Below are 20,051 nucleotides of genomic sequence, written 5' to 3' on the forward strand. Positions count from 1 at the left end.
TGCGGCTGGAAACTTCCATGGGCGAGCTGGAGGTGGGTATCCGCCCGGGCAGTGCGGTGCGGCTGGAAACCAACACTCTGCACGGCAGCGTGCAGAACGTGATGGGACCGGTCGACCGGCCGCGGGATACCGCGGACATTGTGCGGGTGGATGCACGTAACTCGTTCGGCAACATCATCATCCGGCACGCCACCGCCGTTTAGCGCACTCAGCTTCCATCGATCCCGAGGTGCCCGGCGAGCTGTTCGCCCGAGCGTGACATCAGAGAGAAACGCAACCATGAAAATCCAATCCCCAACCGCCGCACAGGATCGCCCGGAACTGCAGAAGGCTATCCAGCAGATCGTCGATTCCGGTTTCGCCGGGGTGTCACTGCGCGTGCACGATGAGCAAGGCGAGTGGGTCGGCAGCGCCGGAGTGAGCGAGCTCGGTGAGACCGAGAAGCCGCCGATCGACGGGCACATCCGGATCGGCAGCAACACCAAGACCTTTACTGCGACCCTGGTGCTGCAACTGGTGGCCGAGGGCAAGATCGGGCTGGACGACCCGGCAGCGGACTACCTGCCCGAGTTCGGGCTGGACCAGCGGATCACGGTGCGGATGCTGCTGCAGCACACCAGCGGGGTGTTCAACTTCACCGGCGAGTACTACCCCGACGGGACGACTGCGCCTGGGATCGCCTGGTCGGGCAAGGAGTGGGTGGACAACCGGTTCAAGACCTACCGGCCCGAGGAGTTGGTGCGGCTGGCGTTGTCCAAGCCGGCACGGTTCGAGCCGGGGACGGACTGGAGCTATTCCAACACCAACTACGTGCTGGCCAGACTGCTGATCGAGAAGGTCACCGGCCGCTTGTTGGCCGAGGAGATGCAGCGGCTGATTCTGGAGCCGCTCGGACTGTCGGACACCGTGGCACCGGCCATCCAGCCGGAGCTCCCCGAGCCGCACGCGCACGCCTACTACCGGTACGAGGACGCCGGCGAGGAGAAGACGGTCGACGTCACCCGTCAGAACCCTTCCTGGATCTCCAGCGGCGGTGACATGATCTCGACTACCCGCGACCTCCACACGTTCATCTCCGCGCTGATGGGCGGCGAGCTGCTGCCGGCCCCGCTGCTGGCCGAGATGTGCACGCCGGAATCCAAGGTCGGTTACGGCCTGGGGGTGTTCGTGCAGGACGCGGGCCCGAACGGCGGCACCGTCATCTCCCACAACGGCGGCATCGCGGGCCACGCGGCGCTGATGTACAGCACGCCCGACGGCGCCAAGACCCTGACCGCCTCGCTGAACTATGTGGACGACGCCGCAATGTCCTTGGCAGCGGCGTTCCAGAAGGCGACGCAGCGACTCGTCGAGGAGGTGTTCGGCGGCGGGCAGGCCGGGTCTGCTGACGCGGCCTAGCCGGCACAGCCGACGGGTTGGACACCGCATGTGCCACGTTCAACGAGCGAGCGTAGACGCGACCAGTTCACGCCAGCTCGCTTGTGCACCCTCCCTCGTCGCCTCGGTGAAGCGCGCTTCACCGAGGCGACGTCGTGCTGTCTGCTCGATCCGGGCCACATCCGGTTGGGAACGATCGGGCAGTCCGCGTACTCCGGCACTCGCCGCGAGCAGCCGCACAGCCTGCTCGTTTTGGTCGTCACGTAGCGCCAGGTCAGCGATCCCGACGAGTATCTGAGCGACAAGAGGCGCGTGCCCCGCCGTGGTTGCTGCCTGGAAGGCCGCGGCATGTTGTTCCCGGGCTTCGTCGAGACCGCTTGCCAGATAGCCGAGCAGGTCATGTATCACCGCACTCATGTTCACCTGCTCCGCGTCGCTGCCCACCATGGTCGTCGCGACGTCGATCTGCTGGTACGCCTGCTCGGTATCACCGCTCCAGCGGGCCAGCTCCGCCTTCGCCAGGGCCAGTTCGGCCAGTGCGTTCGGCCAGGCGACCTGATCCGCGCAGCGCTGCGCCTCGGCCATAGCGGCCGCGCTCGCCTCCGCATCACCCAGTAGCCAGTACAGCTGAGCCTGCCGCGATCGCATCCGGACCACATCCTCGATCGCGCCGACCTCGGTGACCACCGCGATCGCCTGGTCGAGGTGCTCGCACGCACCGGCGAACTCGCCGCGCATGGCGATTCGATTCGCCAGCTCGGTCAGCGCGAACGACATCCCCCAGCGCTCGCCGAGGGCCCGGAACTCGGCGAGCGCCAGCTCGAGATACGCGTCCGCATCCCGCCCGTCGTGGCCGAGCACAATCCGCAACTTGCCCAGCTGCAGCCGGGCCAGTGCACGCACCCAGGGGTCATCGTCGGTGAGCAGCGATTCGAACGCGGGCAGATACTCGTCCGGCCCTTGCAACATGCGTTCCAGCGCGACGACGAACGCCAATGTCGGATGGCCGGCCCGACTGCCCCGGCTGAACTGGTACGCCTTGTGGATCCATTCCTCCACCTGGTACTCGTCATTCCGTCCGGAGCTCACGAAATGCACGACCAGCCCGTACACCGTCGCGCGGGTCCCGTCGTCCACCTCGCCGGGCGCGTCGGCGGCCGCGGTGATCAGTTCCAGGCCCTCGGCCTTGTGCCCGCCGAGCCACCAGTACCAGCCGGCGGCCGCCGCGAGCCGCAGCGCCCCGGTCGCGTCGCCGGCCGCGAGCGCGCCGCGCATCGCAACCGCGATGTTGTCGTGCTCGACCTCGAGCGTGGCGAGCCACTCCAACTGCTCGGCGCGGCGCAGATGCGGCTCCGCGGTGTCGGCGAGTCCGGTGAAGTACGAAAGATGCGCATGGCGTGCCGAATCCGATTCCCCCGCCTCCACGAGCCGGTCCCGGGCGTACTGCTTGATCGTGTCGAGCATCCGATAGCGCGGCCCGCTTTCCCCCGCAGTGTGCAGCAGCGATTTCTCGGTCAGCGCGGTCAGCAGCTCGAGGACCTCCCACTGCTCTACCGCCGCGTTCTTCCCGCCCCCCTGCCCTTCGGGTCCGCCGCCTGTGCCCGTGCAGACCTGCTCGGCCGCCTCCAGGCTCGCGCCGCCGGCGAACACCGCGAGCCTGCGCAGGACCATCCGTTCGGCGTCGGTGAGCAGCTCCCAGCTCCAGTCGACCACCGCTCGCAACGTCCGGTGCTGCGGCAGCGCGGTACGGCTGCCGCCGGTCAGCAGGCGGAACCGATCATCGAGACGGTTGGCGAGCTGATCGAGGGACATGGTGCGCAGTCTGGCCGCGGCCAGTTCGATCGCCAGCGGTATCCCGTCGAGCGCCCGGCAGACGCGCGCCATGGTCGACAGTGTGCGGGCATCGGCCGTGAGATCCTTGTGCACCGCACTGGCCCGGTCCCACAACAGCTGAATGGCCGGGGAGGACTCGATCTCGCTGGGGTCCGCGTTCTCGGTCGGCAACGCCAGCGGCTCGACCTGCCATAATGCCTCACCCGTGATGCCGAGCGGTTCCCTGCTCGTGGCAAGGATCCGCAGCCGCCGGCACTCCCCGAGCACCCGGTGGGCGAACGCCGCCGCGGACTCGATCACGTGCTCACAGTTGTCCAGGATCAACAGCGTTTCGCGCTCGCGGATCGCCGCGATGAGCCGGTCCATCGGTTCCGCATTCGGTGCGCCGCCGAGCAGCGCATCCCGGAGCCCGAGCGCGGCGAGCGCCGATTGTGCCACGTCACCACTCGCGCCGACGGACGCCAGTTCCACCACCCAGGCCCCGTCCGGCAGGTCGTCGAGCAGGGTCCGCGCGGTTTCCAGGGCCAGCCGGGTTTTCCCTGAGCCACCGGGCCCGGTCAACGTGGTGAGCCGATGGTCGGCGATGAGTTCGCGCACGACGGCGACGTCGGCGTATTTGCCGACGAAACTGGTCAACTCGGCCCGCAGGTTCGTCCTGCGGTCTTCCTCCCGCACTCCCACTTCGCCGCGCAACAGCGCAACGTGCAGCGCGGACAGCTCCGGTGAGGGATCTACGCCCAGCGTGTCGGCGAGTGCCTCCCGTGCACTTTGGTACACGATCAGTGCCTCGGCGCCACGACCCGCGGCGCCGAGCGCACGCATCAGCGCGGTGACGAGCCGTTCCCGTACCGGATGCCGGGCCACCAGCTCGGTAAGCTCGGTGATCAACTCGGTACCCCGGCCGAGGCGGATCTCCGTTTCGTATCGATCCTCCAGAGCGGCGAGGCGCAGCCCCTCGAACCGGGCAACCACCGCGTCGACAGCCGCGTTGTCCCGCACATCGACGTCCTGCATCAGCGAACCGCGCCACAGGTCGAGGGCTTCGCGCAGCGGCTCGGCCCGTTGCGCGTCGTCACCGCCGCGGGCCTGGTCGAGAAGCTGTTCGAACCGCACGGCGTCGACAGCGTGGGGTTTCACCGTCAGCCGGTATCCGCCCGCCTGCTTGTCGAGCAACCCGTCCGGCAGCACCCTCCGCAGTCGGGAGACCAGTGCCTGCAAGGCGTTCGCCGCGTCGGAGGGCGGCTCCTCACCCCAAATCCAGTCGACCAGCGTCGCTTTCGGGACCACGCGACCGGGTTCGAGCGCAAGGGCGATCAACAGCGCCCGTAATCGAGCACCTGGTACCTCTATCAATCCGCCGTCATCTACTCGGATCTCGAGCGGTCCAAGCATCCCGATCTGCACCCGGACCATTCTGCCGTGGACGACTGGCAGTCAGCGGGCCGCCCCTCGGATGACAACCGCTCCGAACAACGACCAGCACAGCCCCGGAAGAGTAGACGCGTCGCTGCCAGCGATTCGTCCGCTGCTTCCACTGCCGGATAGTCGGCAGTAGCGCATCCGGGGCACCAGTCGGAACATGTTGCCGGGCAAGCAATTCGATGCCCGATGTGACCAGGTCGAACACCGTGTCAGGTCGGTATCAGGTCCTTATCAGCCGGGCTGGCGACAGTGTTCATATGAATAGTTCAGCAATTGCAGCTTCTGGCCTGCGGAAGGCGTACCGGGACAAGACGATCCTCGATGGCATTTACGGCGTGCGCTCCCTCCCGGTCACCTGGGAGGAGGGGTAACTGATGGAACTCGAGGTGGACCGGGAGCGCTGCATCGGCGCCGGCATGTGCGCACTGACCGCCCCCGGAGTATTCGACCAGGACACGGAGGACGGCCGGGTGGTGCCGCTGGACCCCACACCCGCGCCTGAGCAGGAGCCGGCCGTCCGAGAGGCCGCCCAGGTGTGCCCGTCCGGCGCGATCACCATCGTCTCCGACAACTAGACCATGTCTCCAACACAGCAACCACCACGAAAGGAAACCCGATGAGTCAAACGGTTCCCATCCCCAACGGCCTCCCCTTGGAGCGCAATGCGGGCCCCTTCGACCCGCCCCGCGAGATCACCCGGCTGCGCGAGGCTCGCCCTGTCAGTCCCATGGTCTTCCCCGACGGTCACGAAGGCTGGCTCGTCACTGGCTACGACGCGGTCCGCCGGCTCATGGCCGACACCCGGTTCAGCTCCCGCCGGGACATCGGCGTTGTCCACGTGCCGTACGAGACCCCCGGTATGCCCGTCGCCACCGAGCCGTCCCCGCAGCTGCCGGGCTTGTTCATCGCCATGGACCCGCCGGACCACACCCGGTTGCGACGCAAGCTCACCGGGGCCTTCACCGTAAGACGCATGAAAATGCTCGAAGAGCAGATCATCGACATCGCCGAGCGGCAACTGGACGAGATGGCACGCCTTACCCCGCCGGTCGACCTGGTCAAGGAGTTCGCGCTGCCGGTGCCTTCGCTGGTGATCTGCGAACTGCTCGGTGTCCCCTACGCAGACCGGGAGAACTTCCAGGTCAACTCCGCCAAGTTCTTGGTCAAGGACCAGTCGCTCGAGGAGAAGATGGCCGCATTCGGCGCAATGACCACGTACCTGGCCGAACTGGTCACGCACAAGCGCGCCGCCCCTGGCGAAGACATACTGTCCGACCTGGCCCGCCATGACGACCTCAGCATCGAGGAGCTGACCGGCATCGCCTTCCTGCTGCTGCTCGCGGGCCATGAGACCACCGCCAACATGCTGGCACTGGGCACCTTCGCGCTCCTCGAGTACCCCGAGCAGCTGGCCGAACTGCGCGCTGATCCGGAGCTGGTCCCTGATGCTGTCGAGGAACTCATGCGCTACCTGTCCGTTGCCGATATCTTCTATCGCTACGCCACGGAGGACATCGAACTCGGCGGTGAAACAATCGGCAAAGGATCGACTGTCGTTGTCTCATTACTGGCCGCCAACCACGACCCCCAGCGCTTCGACAACCCCGACACCCTGGATATTCACCGCAAGGCCCGCGGTCACCTGTCCTTCGGCCACGGTGTCCATCAATGCCTCGGCCAGCAGCTGGCCCGCATCGAGATGCGCGCCGGTTTCGACGGACTGCTGCGTCGCTTCCCGACCCTCGAGCTCGCCATTCCCGCCGACGAGGTCAAACTCAAGACCGATATGAATATCTACGGCGTCCACGAACTGCCGGTCACCTGGACGGAAACGGCCCGGTAGAACCGTCGGGCGAGCGCGTCACCTGGGTGGGCAGGCCAATCGAACAGCGGTTCAGGCAACGCCGCGCCCTGTTCGGGTAGGACGATACATCGCGGTGCCGACAGCCTTTTGTCTTGCGGATCGGTCGAGAAAATCGGTCTCCGGTTGCGTTCAGCTCGTCCGGCGTGGACTTGCTGCGAGCTCGATTCGCTGGGCAAGAGCGGTGCAGTCGATTGGTTGGGTCGTGTCGACTACGACGGTGGGTGTGATGCCGAGTGGCTCGGCTTGCTCGGCCCACACCTGCCAGTCGTCGGCCAGGCGCTGCTGGTCCTGATACAGGGCTGGACGGCATCTGCTCGCATAGCGGGCCCTTGCTACCTCGGCTGGGACGTTGCACCACACTTCGACAGCGCGGTCGGCCCGCGTCTGTTCGATGCCTGCCTCGGCGAATGGCAAGTCGCGTGGTTTGAACCACCACGAGTCGATGACAACGGTCGTCGGTGTTGCCCGCGCGAGCGCCCACACCGCGTCCATGGCGATCCCGCCGATTGCGGGGATGACGACCGTATCGTCGACACAGCCGGCCAGTGCCTCCTTCACGACGTCCTTGGACAGGAATTGAGCCCCCAGCGTTGCGGCCAATGACCGGCCCAGCGTCGATTTGCCCGAGCCCGGCAATCCGTTGACCAGCACCAGAAGTTTGTCCACCGGGACATCATGACGAGGGCAGGTCGTGATCGAAGAATGTGAGGACAGGTGGACGGCGGAAGTTCCCCGCTCGATTCGGCGCTGATGTCAGGTGATCCTGATCGGCAGGTCGGTGCGTTGATCGAATTGATCAAGCTCGGTGATGGTGCGGCTGTTGCCGACATTCTGCCGCTTGTCGGTTCGCGTGATGTCGCCGTTCGTAGTGAAGCGGTGCGGGCAATCGGATACCTGGGTGTGGCGCAGGTTCCGGTTGTCGGTCCGGTGCTGGTGCGGATGCTGTCGGATTCGGACGAGATGGTTCGCAACGAAGCGGCCGAGGCGCTCGGCATCGTTCGGTACGATCTCGCGGTCGACGTGCTCGTGGACCTGCTGCGCACCGAGATGTCGTGGCTTGTTCGCGCTTCGATCTCCGAGGCGTTGGGGGGCTATCCGGGACGTGCGACCGCCGCACTGGTCGGGCGCGTGCGCGACGTTGAAGAACTCGGTCCGGTGCGGCGGTACGCGATTGGTTCACTGGGCCGTGCCGGTGACCTGGGGCGTGCTGAAATATCCGCTCTTGCTGAGGAATTCGGTTTGGACGAGGAGATCGGACCGCAATTGCGAATCGCCGCCTATCGGTCGGGCGATCGATCGCAGTTAGAGGGGATCACTCGCGACGCAGCTCGAATGGAAGAGGACGAATCGGCCCGCTTCCTCAACGATTTAGAGGATCTGTTGCGGCCCCCGGTACCACCGACGTTGTCGGAGGACTCCACGCTCATCACGACCATCCTCGATCTGGTCGCGATGCGCTGGCCGTTGTACTCGCGGCAGGCCAGGCATATCCGCGACCAGCTGCCGACAGCGTGACCCAGCGGGCAGCTCGCTGTCGATTTCCACCTCACTTGTCACATCTCGACCATGTCGATCTCACCGCTGGTGACGAATATGACCGGTATGCGGCAACGGCCCTGTAGTCATAACCAGCGAAGATCAGGGTGTTTCCTGATGGTCGGGTGTCGGTGGGGCGTGCCAGTATCGAAAGCATGTACCCGTCTGTGCCCGCGTTCGATGCTGCCCGTGGGTTCGATGCTGCCCGGGGGTTCGACCCTGGTCGGGGATTCGGCGTGCCCGGCGGATCGGGGTCGATGCCGGTGTTCGATCCCGGGCGGTCGCCGTATCCGCGGCTGGTGCGGCGCTCGGGTGGGCGGATTGTCGGCGGGGTAGCGGGCGGTATCGCCGATCACTTCGGGATCGACGTTTTCAAGGTGCGGATGGCATTTGTGCTGCTGTCTGCGTTGGCCGGGGCGGGCATCGTCGGCTATGGGTTGTTGTGGATCTTCACCCCGGGCGGTGCGGATGCGGCTCGGCCTTCCGGTGCGGAGCGCCGGCAGGGGATCGGGCTCGCGCTGCTCGGGATCGGGCTGGCGGTCGCGGTGTCGTGGCTGCTCAGCGGGACCGCGGCAAAGGTGATCATGCCGATCGTGGTGGTTGCGGTCGGTGCGGCGCTGGTGTGGCGCGAATACGACACCGATGGTCCGCGGTCGCTGCTCGGACTGCCCGCGCGTCCGTCGGTGGTGACCTGGTCGCGCATCGTCGCGGGGGTCACGCTGATCGTGCTCGGACTCGGTGTGGTGGTGCTGGCCAGGATCGATCTGAGTTCCCTCGGGTCCGCGCTGATCGCGGTGGCGGTCACCTTGGTGGGGGCCGGTCTGCTGACGGTGCCGCTGTGGCTGCGCATGATGCGGGCGCTGAATGCCGAACGCGCGGCCCGTATCCGCAATGAGGAACGCGAGGAGATCGCATCGCACCTGCACGATTCGGTGTTGCAGACCCTGGCCCTCATCCAGCGGCAGGCCGACGACCCCCAGGAGGTGGCCCGGCTGGCCCGCGGCCAGGAACGCGAACTGCGGAAGTGGCTTTTCGAGGATGCCGGCCCCGCGCAGTCGAGTTTGGCCGCGGCCTTGCGCACGATCGCGGGTGAAGTAGAGGACCAGCACGGGGTGAAGGTCACCCCGGTGACCGTCGGGGATGTCTCGATGGATCCCGGCGACACCGGCGCGGGCCTACCCAAGGAGCACTTCACCGCCCTGCTCGGCGCGAGCCGGGAGGCCCTGGTGAACGCGGCCAAGCATGCCGGAGTCCCGGATATCGACCTGTTCGCGGAGACCGAGCCACACCAGGTGAGTGTCTTCGTGCGCGACCGCGGCGCCGGGTTCGATATCGCGGCCACCCCGCAGGATCGGCAGGGTCTGGCGAAATCCATCCGCGGCCGGATCGAACGACGCGGCGGGCAAGTGGAGATTCTGTCGAACCCCGGCCGGGGCACCGAGGTGCGGATCATCATGCCGCGCAATGATTCCGGTGGTCACGACGATCAGGATGACGCGTCCGCGCCGACCGCTGCCGAAATGGTAGACCGGGTTCGGCAGCCGGTGCATCCCGGAAAGTGACGCAGTCCGCGCGGTTGGTGTGTCGGTTGTCGCGGATGGATCAGGAAGCCGGGGGGTCCGGGTGAGTCTTGTGGTACCGATTGAGTGCGGGCAGCCCGAGGGTGGCCGGCAGTCAGGGTGGGCGATCCACCGACAGGTAGAGGAGAAGTAGGTGGCCGTGCGGGTCTTTCTCGTCGATGATCACGCCGTATTTCGTTCGGGTGTCCGGGCGGAGCTGAGCCGCGAGCCCGATATGGAGGTCGTCGGGGAGGCCGGTGGGGTGGCCGAGGCGGTTGCCGGGATCAATACCGCCAAGCCCGATGTCGTGCTGCTCGATGTGCACATGCCCGAGGGCGGCGGGGTCGCGGTGCTTTCCGGGATCGAGGATGGGCCGGTGTGTTTGGCGCTGAGCGTGTCCGACGCCGCCGAGGATGTGATCGCGGTGATCAGGGCGGGCGCGCGTGGCTATGTGACCAAGACGATCTCGGGATCCGAACTCGCCGACGGCATCCGCCGGGTTGCCGGTGGCGATGCGGTGTTCAGTCCGCGGTTGGCCGGGTTCGTCCTGGACTCGTTCACCGGCAAGTCGCCGGTGCCGGAGCCGCCGCTGGATCCGGAACTGGATTCGCTGACGCCGCGCGAACTGGAGGTGCTGCGCCTGCTCGCGCGTGGCTACACCTACCGCGAGATCGCGGAAACCCTGTTCATTTCGGTGAAAACTGTGGAGACGCACGCCTCCAACGTGCTCCGCAAAACCCAGCAGTCCAATCGCAATGCGCTGACCCGCTGGGCGCACCGCCGTCGTATCGACTGAACGCGCTCACATCACCGCGATGAGAACGGCGATGATCATGATCAAGCCGATCAGCAGGCCGACGGCGATCGCCAGCGGTGCCATGCTCGGCTGCGGCGGCTTGGCGCGCTGGGGCGCCGGTGCGCTCACCCCCACTGCTTGGGTGCGATGCGGCCGCGGCAGCGGCGTCGAGTGCGGACTGCGCAGTCCTGATGCGGAATTCCGCGCCGCCCACGCCGGAATCGTGCCGTCCTCGGTGCGCACCGGAGCGCCGAGAATATAGGGCCCGGTCCCGGGACCGAAAGCGGCGGTGAGGATTTCGTCCCTTGCCTGGGCCATTGTCGGCCGCCGCTGCGGTGCGGGTTCCATCATGTGCAGCAGGGCGTTGGTGAGCATGCCGCTGCGGGTCGGCGGAATGATCTGCGCCATCGCCGCGCGCGTGACGAGGACATCGGTATCGTCGTCGAGACCGAACGGCGGCTGCCCCTCGATCGCGGTGTAGAGGGTGGCGCCGAGGGAGAAGACATCGCTCGCCTCGGTCGGCTGTGCGCCGCGCGCCACCTCGGGGGGTAGGTAGGCGGGGGTGCCGGTGATCACGCCGTCCGGGTCGTCGGAGCCTTCGCCCGCGCCGCGCGAGATGCCGAAGTCGCTGAGCTTGGCCATGCCGACGACCGGACCGCGGTCGGCGACGAGGATATTGCCCGGCTTGATATCGCGGTGCACGATGCCCGCGGCATGCGCGGCGGCCAATGCATCGGCGACCTGGGCGCCGATCTGCGCCACCTCGATCGGCGGCAGCGTGTCGACCAGCGACAATGCCTTCGCGACATTGCGCGATGGCAGGTGCTCCATCACCAGCCATGGCTCGCCCGCCTCCAGTACTACGTCGTAGACGGCGATGGCGTGCTCGTGTGAGAGCTTCGCCGCCACCCGTCCCTCGTGCATGATCTGGCTGCGGATCGCGTTCGCCTCCGCTTCGCCGAGGCCGGCGGTAGAGAGCACCTGCTTGATGGCGACCTCTCGGTTCAGCAGCCTGTCGTGCGCGAGCCACACTGCGCCCATGCCGCCACCACCCAGCTTCGACTGCAGGCGGTAACGGCCGGCGACCAGATAATCCGGGCCGACAATGGGGCGGGGGCGATCGATCATGGGTGCAGGGTATCCGAATTCGGTGGTAGCTGGCCTGATTCGAGTCGAGAGTCCACCAGCCACGGACGGTGATTTCAGCGCTCGTCCATACCGGGCTCGCAGTGCGCGTGACAGTACTCGCGGCGTGCTCTTGACGGATCCCGGGGGTGGGTTTCTACTAAGAAAGTATCGAACGTATATTCGATATCTATCGATAGCTGGATCGGTGCTGGCCTTTGCTTCCGCTGACGGGAATGGGGCTGCCCCGCATGCTTCGCCGTCGGGTCCATCGTGGGAAGTAGGTGGTAGAGATGGGTGCGGATGCGGAATCCCGAACGGGAGTCGGGCGGGATCGGACGCCACCGGGCGTGGCGCGTGGCGATGCGCCGACGCTGGATGAGCTGCGCAGGCGAATGGCGGCGATACCCGGTCGTGGTGCGGCGGCGGCCGAGCGGATCCCGCTCGGCTCCGAACTGCGCCGTGAATCGCTTGCGGTTCCGCCCGCTCTTGCCGAGTTATTGCCCGATGGCGGCCTGGCCAAGGGCTCGGTCGTGGCCTACAACGGGACGAGTTCATTGCTGGCGGGCTTGCTGGCCGCGGTGACCGAGGGCGGTGGGCACGCCGCGGTGGTCGGGGTGCCACGGCTCGGTCTGCTCGCCGCGGTCGAGATGGGCGCTCAGCTCCAGCGGTTGGCGGTCGTCGCCGATCCCGGCCCCGATCCGGTGGAGGTGGCCGCAGTGTTGCTCGACGGCCTCGATCTGGTGGTGCTCGGCCTCGGCGGCGTCGCCGTCCCGCCTGTTCGGGCTCGCGTGATCGCCGCCCGCACTCGCAATAAGGGAGCCACTTTGGTGGTCACCAATGGTGGCTGGGCCAATCCGTCGCTTCGTCTGGACACCAGGGTCGCCGGATACGCGGGCCTCGGCGCGGGCCGTGGCAGGCTCCGCTCGGTATGCCTGGAAGTCGATGTCCGTAGCAAGGCGGGACCGCCTCGCCGCGGTCGGATAGCGCTGCGCCCGCGCGCGGGCCGAGTGGAATGGGTGTCGCTCGAAACCCTCGACGCGACAGTGGAAACGCCGGACATGCGCGGTGCGGCATCGTGAGCGCGTACTTCGGGGGTGTGTCATTCGGGGCGGTAGATCCGGCAAGTGAGGTGACGCCCGATGTGCGTGGTGCGGCACCGTGAGCCGAGCGGGCCTGTGGTGTCGCTCGCCGATGCGAGGTCGGATACGCATGGCCGCGGCCCGATGTGCCGACCTGCACGCTGCCCGGCGCATCGGGACCGGGGCGTCGGACGCGGATGGGCGAGGCCGGACGATACGGCCGATTCATGGGGCGTGGCACGGTGATTCAGCCGGGCCGGGTGCGGAGCGGTTCGCGGGTGCTGGCGCTGTGGTGCCTGGATTGGCCCGCGGTTGCGGCGGCGGCCGTGGCGCAGGTTCCGGCGACTCGCCCGGTGGCGGTGCTGGCGGCGGGCAAGGTGGTCGCGTGTTCGGCGATCGCGCGGTCCGAAGGGGTGCGGCGCGGGCTGCGGCGGCGTGAGGCGCAGGCGCGGTGCCCGAATCTTCTTATCGTGCAGTCGGATCCGGATCGGGATGCACGGTTGTTCGAGCCGGTGGTCGCGGCCGTCGATGCGACGGTGCCTGGGGTGGAGGTGTTGCGGCCGGGGCTGCTTGTGCTCGGTGCGCGTGGCGCGGCGCGGTTCTTCGGATCCGAGGAGGTGGCCGCGGAGCGACTGGTCGATGCGGTGGCCGCGGTCGGGGTGGAAGCTCAGGTCGGGATCGCCGACGAACTGTCCACGGCGGTGATCGCGGCGCGGCGCGGCGCGATCGTGCCGCCGGGGGACGGCGCGCGATACCTTGCTCCACTGCCGATAGCCGAGCTCGCCGTCGAGCCGAGCTTGGCTGCGCCGGAGCGCGCCGACCTGGTCGATCTATTGCACCGCTTGGGACTACGACGGATCGGTAACTTTGCCGCGCTGACCTCGGTCGAGGTCGGATCGCGCTTCGGCGCCGACGCCGTGCTCGCGCACCGCAGCGCGCGTGGCGTGCCCGAGCGCCCGCCGTCGGCTCGTCGTCCGTCGCCGGATCTGACGGTGCAGTACCGCTGCGATCCGCCGATCGATCGAATCGATGCGGCCGCCTTCGCCGGTCGCATGCTCGCCACCCGATTGCACGCTGTGCTCGCCGCGGCCTCGGTGTCCTGCACCCGGTTGTCGGTATTCGCGGAAACTGAATCGGGCGAACAACTTTCGCGTATCTGGCGGTGTGCGGAGCCGCTGACTCCCGAGGGCACCGCCGACCGGGTGCGCTGGCAATTGGATGGCTGGCTCACTCGACGCGACGGTGCCAGGCCCACCGCGCCGATCACGCTGCTGCGACTGGAACCCGTCGAAGTGGTGGCCTCCGGTGCGCTCCAGCTAGGGCTGTGGGGTGGGGTCGGCGAGGAGGACGAGCGGGCTCGTCGCGCCCTGATCCGGGTGCAGGGCCTGCTCGGCGGCGAGGCGGTGCAGGTCGGTGTGCTCAGCGGCGGTCGCGGCCCCGAGGAACGCATCACCATGGTCGCGCTCGGCGACGAGCCGGTGCCCGCCACCGACCCGGCCCTGCCCTGGCCGGGCCGCATGCCCCAGCCCGCGCCCGCGGTAATCCTGGTGAACCGTCCCGCGGTGCGCCTGGAAGCGGCTGACGGCACCCCGGTCCAGGTCACCGACCGTGGTCTGTTCACCGCGGACCCGGCCCGCCTGCACTGGGGGAGCCGGAACTGGCACTTGGCGGGCTGGGCTGGACCATGGCCGGTGGACGAGCAGTGGTGGACGCCCGAATCGCCCACCGTCGCGGCCGGCGTCGCGGCCCGCGCGCAGGCTCAACTCGCAGGCGAACCTGCCGACGTCCGCGTTCTGCTCCTCATCTACTACTCCGAAACCTGGCGCGCCGAAGGGCTTTACGACTGACCGGGCCGCGTCCAGACCATGGCCATGGTGAAGGGATGACCGCGCAGGTCCGCCCATTTGGGCTTGGCCGCCAGCCAGGCGTCGTCCACAAGCGCCTCGACCATTTCGGTGAGCACCCAGCCCGCCGCCAGCGCCGCGGACATGTGCGCGCTTACCAGATGCAGCTCGGTGCTGATCGCGACCGGCGCACCCGATGCAGTCGTGTAATGCGTCGGCATCCCGGTCACCATCATGAACTGGGGGTGGTAACTGACCATGACGCAGGAAGCGCCCGGCGCGGCCAGCCGCCATGCCTCTGCGTAGTAGGGCTCGAGTTGCGGCAGGTGCTCGTCGATCAGCGAGGAGATCACCAGATCGTAAGCGCCGTTGGGCAATCCGGTATCACGAACGTCTGCCCGCGCCAGCGTGGTGTGCGCACCGCGGGTCCTGGCCAGCTCCAACATGCCCGTGCTCATATCGACGCCGTCGATATTCGTGATCCCACGACCGCGCAGCCAAGCGCCGGTGCGGCCGGTCCCGCAGCCGAGATCGGCGGCGCGCCGCACGCGCGCCCAATCCGGATGGTGCAGCCGCGCCAGCAGTGCGAGGTCCATCTCGTCCATGACGGTCTGCTCGTAGGTCGGAGCCCACCCGTCGTATCCGGTGGCGACGTCGACGGTGGGATAGTTACGGCGGTCGAAATCCGCGAAGGACGGCATGGAGCGAAGTATTGCCTGGACCGCGCGGCACTCGCCAGCCGATTTCCGCCGGATGCGCCGACCGATCGCCACGCGTAGCGAGTCCGCACTCATCCTGATGATGATGCCCCGGGTTGTTGCGGAGGTGCTCCTGGGACTCGGTGTGGTCGATGGTGCGTCTGGGAGTGATCCCCGCAACAAGTCGGGAGTCGGTGCCGGGTGCCCTCGGTATCCTCGGAGATCGTGGATCTGACCGTGAGCCGGGCTGTGCTCGATGACGTACAGATCGCCTACCGGGATTTGGGGGCGGTCTCGCTCGATGCCGTTCCGGTAGTGCTCGTGCACGGCATGGGTGGGGATGGGCATACCTGGGATCGGTTCGCGCACACGTTGGTGCAGGCGGGCCGCCGGGTGATCATCCCCGACCTGCGCGGGCACGGCCGCAGTTCCCACACCGACTCCTACCTGTTCGGTGAATTCGGCGCCGATGTGCTGAAACTGTGTGACCGACTCGGTCTGAGCACCGTGGACCTGGTCGGACATTCGCTCGGCGGCTACGCGGTGTCCTGCGTTGCGCAGGAGCGGCCCGAATTGGTGCGACGTCTCGTCATCGAGGAATGCCCGCTGCCGCTGCGCTCCGGGGACGAAGAAATGACGCTGACCCGCCGCTTTCCGACCGTGCCCGAACTCTGGCACGCCGCTACCAGCCTGATCCGGCACCCACGCGCAGTGCTGGCTTTCGACCGTTCGATGACGCGGACCGCGCTGGAACAATTCCGCAAACCCAACCCGGAATGGTGGGACCGGTTGCGTGACATCACCGCACCGACCCTGGTGCTGCGCGGCGGCCCCGGCGGCATGGTCGACCCGGAGAAACTGGCCATCATGCGTACCGACATCCCGGACTGCACAGTGACGGCGTTCTCCTGCGGCCACAGCATCCACCGCGACCGCTACCGTGAATTCGAGGCCGCCGTCCTTCCGTTCCTCGCGATGTACTGAGGAATCCATTCTCTTTCTCGCGGGAGTTAGTCAACAGAAGTTGCTTATTGCCGCCGATGCGGTATCGGCGCTGTCGGGCAAGATCTACAGTAAAGCGATGTTCGCACTCGACCATTCGGTCTTGTTCTTTCTTGACGAGCAGTCGTTGCGTGCTCGGCTCGTGGACAACCACGCCTCGGTGGACGGGGTATGGCCGAGATTCGGCAACAAGGGACCGGTGCACGTTTCGCTGAACCAGATGCGAGCGCGGCGTATCGAGAAGTTCGCGCTGAAGTTCGCCGATGGCAAGCTGGGCTGACGTGGCACGGGTCGTGACGCGCCGATGAGCGGATTCGAGGGCATGTTGTGTTCGGCGGCGACCGCCGATATTCCATTGCCGGGTACCGCGACTCGGGTGACCGGCTGGCTGTGCGTCGAGCAGCCGGGTGCGTGGGGCCGCGATGTCATCGGTGACGAGGTGCTCGGGCCGGAGATCACTGCCGAACTGGCGGCCCGCACCAAGGCGGCGCAGGTCCGTCCGACGCTGATCCGGCGGCCGGGACGCAGTGAATTCACCGGTGCCAGAACGGTTTTGATCGCAAGCTCGCGGCCAGAGGGTTCGTGGTGCGAACGCTTCGAGATCACCGATCTGAAGCAGCTGCTCGACCTGGATCTGCACCTGCTCAACGGTCCGCCACCGGGAATCGGTGCACCCGTCGACGATCCGCTCGTCCTGGTGTGCGCCCACGGAAAACGCGACCAATGCTGTGCGCTGCTCGGCCGCCCGATCGCCGCGAGCCTGGCCGCCGAATACCCCGGCCGCGCGTGGGAGTGCTCGCACACCGGTGGCCACCGCTTCGCCCCCGCTGTGGTCCTGCTGCCCTCCGGCCTGACCTACGGTCGCCTCGATGCCGCCGGCGCGAGGCAAGCGATCGAAGCCGCCACCCGCGGCGAGGTCTCGATGACCGGTCTTCGCGGCCGCAGCTGCTACAAGCCCATCGAACAGGTCGCCGAACTCGCTGTGCGCGAACAGATTTCCGCAGCTACCGACGAACTCGCGGTGCAACTCGAGCCCACCGCAACTACCTTCGGCCCGATGGGTGCCTCGGTGGAGTCTGCGTCGGCTTCTGTGCCGGTGGGGGACTCGGCAGGGTCTGTGTCGGCCTCCGCGCAGGTCGGTGCCTCGGTGGCGCCCACGACCGCCCCCACGGTGGCGAGTGCCTCGGCCGACCCGACGCTGGCAGGCGCAGCAGTGGTCACTCACCGTGATGGCCGTCGTTGGCGTGTGACCGCACGCTCGGTGGCCTTCGCTCCACGTCAAGCCAGTTGTGGCGCGGCGCCGAAGCCGGTGACCGCGGTGGTCGCCGACGAAATCGAGCTCCTCGCCGACGATTAACGCTCGAGATCGCCGAATCTCGAGTGGCGGGTAACCTACGGGCCGCTGGAGTGTTCGCCGAGGGAGGGCTTGATGACAAATCCAATGTGGGGGCCGAATATGCAAGGGGCACTGCCTCATCCGGGTGGACAGCACTCGCATCCCGGCGGAAATCCCGTGCCGCCGGGTTTTCAACCGCCGCCGGGATATGAGCAGCCTGTGCCCGGGCTCCAGCCGCCGCCCGGATACCATTCGCCGCCGGGGTATCAGTCGCCGTCGCCCGGGTATCAGCCTCCTGCTCCGGGGTATCAACCGTCGCAGCCGGGGTATCAGCCTCTTGCGCCCGGGTACCAGCACCCCTCACAACCTCCCGAGCCTCATGGTGCACCACCGCAGCAGCCTCCTGCTCTCGACCCCACCGCGACGGGGAGCCCGGCGGTGCAGGCGTATCTCGCGGCGGTCGCACATCACATGGCCGGTGGCCAGATGCAGATCTCGCAGAACTGGATCGGTCAGGTGTGGAGCCTGATCGGCATCGCCTCGGCCGTCGAAACGCCGGTCAATCCGATGACGCTCACGATCTGCGTCGCCACTGTGGCCGAGGTGTCGCCTGCCGCGCTCGCCGACTTTCCGCGCCAGGTCGACGGTTTCGCGCGGTCCCTGCGCAAACAGAGCGTGTTCGGGGTGAAGGGCGGCACGATGGCCGTCGCCGCGCTGGTGTCCGAACGCGTGCGTCCCGGCGTTCTGAAGAAGTTGACCAATAAGCCGATGAGTTTCGGTTCGATAGTCGTGCCCGCGGTGGTCGATCTCGGGGCCGGGCAGCTGCACATCGCCGCCAACACCCCGTTCTTCGGCATGGCTATGTGGGGCGCCGTCCGTGCGCAGGCGCGCAACTATCTCCCGGAACCGCGCCTGGTACTGGGCTGATCGCTGCGGCGCCATCGCCCCCTGCGCGATGGCGCAGCAGCGCTCACCAGTGGGTGCCGGGAACCCAGCGACCGGCGCGGCGCAGGGCGGTGCCGGTGACGCGGCGTGCCGTCGACTGCGGACGTGGCTCACGTTGGGGGGTAAGGGTTTCCGATATTTCCTCCGGGTCGGATTCCGTTTGCTCGCCCTTGGCCGCAGGAGAGTCGGGCAGTGCGCGGTAATAGCGGTGCAGGATGCGGTCGCGGATCTTGGGGGTGAGCAGGGCGCCGTATTCGGCGAAGGTGCCCAGTGGCACATCGATGCGCTTGGGGCGTTCGGTGAGCGCGCGCACGATGGTGGCCGCCGCCCATTCCGGGGACTCGGCCGGGCCCTGATCGCCGCTCGGGGTGATCATCGGAGTGCGCACCAGCGGCATGTGGATGGTGGTGAAAGTGACACCGTCGGCCATGGTTTCGACCGCAGCCACCTCGGTGAACTTGTCCAGCGCTGCCTTGCTCGCGAGATATGCGGCGAAGCGCGGGGTGGCCACCTGCACACCGGCGCTGCTGATGTTGACGATGTGGCCGAACTTGCGTTCCCGCATCTGCGGCAGCAGGGCAAGCGTGAGCCGTAATGCGCCGAAGTAGTTGACCGCCATGGTGCGTTCGAAATCGTGCAGCCGGTCGGTGGAGCGGTGGATGGCGCGGCGGATGGAGCGGCCGGCATTGTTGACCAGCATGTCGACGTGACCGTGTTCGTCGAGGATGGCCTTGACGACCTGGTCGACGGATTCGGAATCGGTGATGTCGCACTGATATCCGTAGGCGATGCCGCCCTCGGCTCTGATTTCTTCGACCACGGTCGTGAGTTCGTCGCCACGGCGCGCGAGCAGGAACACGATGGCTTTCTTGTCCGCGACGGCAAGTGCCGCCGCCCGGCCGATGCCGGAGGAAGCGCCGGTGATGAGGATGTGTCGGCCGGTGAGGTCGCGGCGGTTGCGCCGGGCCGGGCCGCGCGGGCCGGTGTCGTCAGCGGATGCTCGGGTCATCGCTGCTCCTTTGCAGGTCGATTTGGCACGAACTTACTCTTAAGTAAGTTTACCTGCCAAGTGGGCCCCGTCACAGCAGGGCTCACGTTCGAACGCATCTCGAATCCTTCGAACATATGTGCGATACTCTGCGCATGGCGGACGATCGGATGGCGGAAGTATTTGCCGCGGTGCGGCTCGGAAGTGGGAACCCGGAGGCGGCCCAGCGGCTGCTCGAGGAATTGTGGATCGAGATCGGTGCCGGCGGAGATCCCTTGCACCGCTGCCTGATTGCGCATCATCTTGCCGATCTGCAGGACGCCGCCGATGGGGCGCTGCTGTGGGATCAGCGCGCGCTCGCCGCGGTATTCGGTCCCGGTGTTCCGCTCGACGAAGGGCTCCGCGGTTTCCTCCCCGCGCTGTATCTCAGCCTGGCCGACAGTCATCGCCGCGTCGGCGATTTCGACACCGCCCGTATGCAATTGGCCATCGCCCGCGGCCATCTCGACATCCTCGCCAACGACGCCTACGGCGCTGTGATCCGAGCCAAGCTCGACCGGGTCGGGGCCGCGCTGACCGCCGCGTCGAAAGAGTCGCTGTCAGCCGGCTGACCTGCGACGACGGGTGAATCTCCGAGATCGCCG

Annotated in this window: 18 protein-coding genes and 1 pseudogene; 14 read left to right on the forward strand and 5 right to left on the reverse strand. The window is 67.4% G+C overall.

Annotated elements, in window-relative coordinates:
• A pseudogene (locus ACLMAL_RS33255) lies at positions 1-203 on the forward strand (hypothetical protein); the annotation flags it as partial.
• 76 nt (positions 204-279) lie between these two features.
• Positions 280-1,398, forward strand: coding sequence for a serine hydrolase domain-containing protein (locus ACLMAL_RS33260; RefSeq protein WP_412002692.1), 1,119 nt, complete (start codon positions 280-282; stop codon positions 1,396-1,398).
• A 39-nt stretch (positions 1,399-1,437) separates the two neighbouring features.
• Here the strand turns inward: ACLMAL_RS33260 and ACLMAL_RS33265 are convergent, their stop codons facing one another.
• Positions 1,438-4,623, reverse strand: coding sequence for a BTAD domain-containing putative transcriptional regulator (locus ACLMAL_RS33265; RefSeq protein ID WP_412002693.1), 3,186 nt, complete (start codon positions 4,621-4,623; stop codon positions 1,438-1,440).
• Between the two features lie 383 nt (positions 4,624-5,006).
• Between ACLMAL_RS33265 and ACLMAL_RS33270 the strand changes: the two genes are divergently transcribed.
• Positions 5,007-5,207, forward strand: a complete 201-nt coding sequence (locus tag ACLMAL_RS33270) for a ferredoxin (RefSeq protein WP_412002694.1) — start codon at positions 5,007-5,009, stop codon at positions 5,205-5,207.
• 41 nt (positions 5,208-5,248) lie between these two features.
• Positions 5,249-6,475 (forward strand): cytochrome P450, encoded by a 1,227-nt coding sequence (locus tag ACLMAL_RS33275; protein ID WP_412002695.1) that lies wholly within the window; start codon positions 5,249-5,251, stop codon positions 6,473-6,475.
• A gap of 150 nt (positions 6,476-6,625) precedes the next feature.
• On the opposite strand, the gene ACLMAL_RS33280 is transcribed toward ACLMAL_RS33275, so the two are convergent.
• Positions 6,626-7,162 (reverse strand): AAA family ATPase, encoded by a 537-nt coding sequence (locus ACLMAL_RS33280; protein ID WP_412002696.1) that lies wholly within the window; start codon positions 7,160-7,162, stop codon positions 6,626-6,628.
• Between the two features lie 48 nt (positions 7,163-7,210).
• Between ACLMAL_RS33280 and ACLMAL_RS33285 the strand changes: the two genes are divergently transcribed.
• From ACLMAL_RS33285 to ACLMAL_RS33295, 3 genes are all read left to right on the forward strand, one after another.
• Complete coding sequence (locus tag ACLMAL_RS33285; RefSeq protein WP_412002697.1) at positions 7,211-8,011, forward strand: HEAT repeat domain-containing protein; 801 nt, start codon at positions 7,211-7,213, stop codon at positions 8,009-8,011.
• 278 nt (positions 8,012-8,289) lie between these two features.
• Positions 8,290-9,594, forward strand: a complete 1,305-nt coding sequence (locus ACLMAL_RS33290) for a PspC domain-containing protein (RefSeq protein ID WP_412002741.1) — start codon at positions 8,290-8,292, stop codon at positions 9,592-9,594.
• 157 nt (positions 9,595-9,751) lie between these two features.
• Positions 9,752-10,387 carry a response regulator transcription factor gene (locus ACLMAL_RS33295; RefSeq protein WP_328412751.1) on the forward strand — a complete coding sequence of 212 codons (636 nt, stop codon included), beginning with the start codon at positions 9,752-9,754 and terminating at the stop codon, positions 10,385-10,387.
• 6 nt (positions 10,388-10,393) lie between these two features.
• On the opposite strand, the gene ACLMAL_RS33300 is transcribed toward ACLMAL_RS33295, so the two are convergent.
• Positions 10,394-11,515, reverse strand: a complete 1,122-nt coding sequence (locus ACLMAL_RS33300) for a protein kinase domain-containing protein (RefSeq protein ID WP_412002698.1) — start codon at positions 11,513-11,515, stop codon at positions 10,394-10,396.
• A 290-nt stretch (positions 11,516-11,805) separates the two neighbouring features.
• Here ACLMAL_RS33300 and ACLMAL_RS33305 point away from each other — a divergent pair, with 290 nt between their 5' ends.
• Together ACLMAL_RS33305 and ACLMAL_RS33310 are read left to right on the forward strand one after the other, a co-directional pair.
• Positions 11,806-12,594, forward strand: coding sequence for a hypothetical protein (locus ACLMAL_RS33305; protein ID WP_412002699.1), 789 nt, complete (start codon positions 11,806-11,808; stop codon positions 12,592-12,594).
• A gap of 227 nt (positions 12,595-12,821) precedes the next feature.
• Positions 12,822-14,441 carry a DNA polymerase Y family protein gene (locus ACLMAL_RS33310; RefSeq protein WP_412002700.1) on the forward strand — a complete coding sequence of 540 codons (1,620 nt, stop codon included), beginning with the start codon at positions 12,822-12,824 and terminating at the stop codon, positions 14,439-14,441.
• Here ACLMAL_RS33310 and ACLMAL_RS33315 read toward each other — a convergent pair.
• Complete coding sequence (locus ACLMAL_RS33315; protein WP_412002701.1) at positions 14,432-15,139, reverse strand: class I SAM-dependent DNA methyltransferase; 708 nt, start codon at positions 15,137-15,139, stop codon at positions 14,432-14,434. The two genes, ACLMAL_RS33310 and ACLMAL_RS33315, sit on opposite strands and share 10 nt — an antisense overlap.
• A gap of 222 nt (positions 15,140-15,361) precedes the next feature.
• Between ACLMAL_RS33315 and ACLMAL_RS33320 the strand changes: the two genes are divergently transcribed.
• The 4 genes from ACLMAL_RS33320 (at position 15,362) to ACLMAL_RS33335 (ending at position 18,401) form a co-directional block, all read left to right on the forward strand.
• Positions 15,362-16,120: an alpha/beta fold hydrolase gene (locus tag ACLMAL_RS33320; RefSeq protein ID WP_412002702.1), complete on the forward strand. Its 759-nt coding sequence runs from the start codon at positions 15,362-15,364 to the stop codon at positions 16,118-16,120.
• Between the two features lie 97 nt (positions 16,121-16,217).
• Positions 16,218-16,418, forward strand: coding sequence for a hypothetical protein (locus tag ACLMAL_RS33325; protein ID WP_412002703.1), 201 nt, complete (start codon positions 16,218-16,220; stop codon positions 16,416-16,418).
• A 24-nt stretch (positions 16,419-16,442) separates the two neighbouring features.
• Positions 16,443-17,495: a sucrase ferredoxin gene (locus ACLMAL_RS33330; protein WP_412002704.1), complete on the forward strand. Its 1,053-nt coding sequence runs from the start codon at positions 16,443-16,445 to the stop codon at positions 17,493-17,495.
• 417 nt (positions 17,496-17,912) lie between these two features.
• Complete coding sequence (locus ACLMAL_RS33335) at positions 17,913-18,401, forward strand: hypothetical protein (protein WP_412002705.1); 489 nt, start codon at positions 17,913-17,915, stop codon at positions 18,399-18,401.
• A gap of 43 nt (positions 18,402-18,444) precedes the next feature.
• Here ACLMAL_RS33335 and ACLMAL_RS33340 read toward each other — a convergent pair whose 3' ends face one another.
• Complete coding sequence (locus ACLMAL_RS33340) at positions 18,445-19,428, reverse strand: SDR family NAD(P)-dependent oxidoreductase (protein ID WP_412002706.1); 984 nt, start codon at positions 19,426-19,428, stop codon at positions 18,445-18,447.
• 134 nt (positions 19,429-19,562) lie between these two features.
• Between ACLMAL_RS33340 and ACLMAL_RS33345 the strand changes: the two genes are divergently transcribed.
• A complete protein-coding gene (locus tag ACLMAL_RS33345; protein WP_412002707.1) occupies positions 19,563-20,018 on the forward strand; it encodes a hypothetical protein in 456 nt (151 codons plus the stop codon).
• Positions 20,019-20,051 lie beyond the last annotated feature (33 nt).

Source organism: Nocardia sp. CWNU-33, from assembly GCF_046764895.1.
In the GTDB taxonomy this organism is placed as follows: Bacteria; Actinomycetota; Actinomycetes; order Mycobacteriales; family Mycobacteriaceae; genus Nocardia.

Excerpts from the sequence above, each read along its gene's own strand:
- ACLMAL_RS33260 (WP_412002692.1), top strand. The coding sequence starts at position 280 with ATGAAAATCCAATCCCCAACCGCCGCACAGGATCGCCCGGAACTGCAG.
- ACLMAL_RS33265 (WP_412002693.1), bottom strand. The coding sequence starts at position 4,623 with ATGGTCCGGGTGCAGATCGGGATGCTTGGACCGCTCGAGATCCGAGTA.
- ACLMAL_RS33270 (WP_412002694.1), top strand. The coding sequence starts at position 5,007 with ATGGAACTCGAGGTGGACCGGGAGCGCTGCATCGGCGCCGGCATGTGC.
- ACLMAL_RS33275 (WP_412002695.1), top strand. The coding sequence starts at position 5,249 with ATGAGTCAAACGGTTCCCATCCCCAACGGCCTCCCCTTGGAGCGCAAT.
- ACLMAL_RS33290 (WP_412002741.1), top strand. The coding sequence starts at position 8,290 with ATGCCGGTGTTCGATCCCGGGCGGTCGCCGTATCCGCGGCTGGTGCGG.
- ACLMAL_RS33300 (WP_412002698.1), bottom strand. The coding sequence starts at position 11,515 with ATGATCGATCGCCCCCGCCCCATTGTCGGCCCGGATTATCTGGTCGCC.
- ACLMAL_RS33305 (WP_412002699.1), top strand. The coding sequence starts at position 11,806 with ATGGGTGCGGATGCGGAATCCCGAACGGGAGTCGGGCGGGATCGGACG.
- ACLMAL_RS33310 (WP_412002700.1), top strand. The coding sequence starts at position 12,822 with ATGGGGCGTGGCACGGTGATTCAGCCGGGCCGGGTGCGGAGCGGTTCG.
- ACLMAL_RS33315 (WP_412002701.1), bottom strand. The coding sequence starts at position 15,139 with ATGCCGTCCTTCGCGGATTTCGACCGCCGTAACTATCCCACCGTCGAC.
- ACLMAL_RS33325 (WP_412002703.1), top strand. The coding sequence starts at position 16,218 with ATGTTCGCACTCGACCATTCGGTCTTGTTCTTTCTTGACGAGCAGTCG.
- ACLMAL_RS33330 (WP_412002704.1), top strand. The coding sequence starts at position 16,443 with ATGAGCGGATTCGAGGGCATGTTGTGTTCGGCGGCGACCGCCGATATT.
- ACLMAL_RS33340 (WP_412002706.1), bottom strand. The coding sequence starts at position 19,428 with ATGACCCGAGCATCCGCTGACGACACCGGCCCGCGCGGCCCGGCCCGG.
- ACLMAL_RS33345 (WP_412002707.1), top strand. The coding sequence starts at position 19,563 with ATGGCGGACGATCGGATGGCGGAAGTATTTGCCGCGGTGCGGCTCGGA.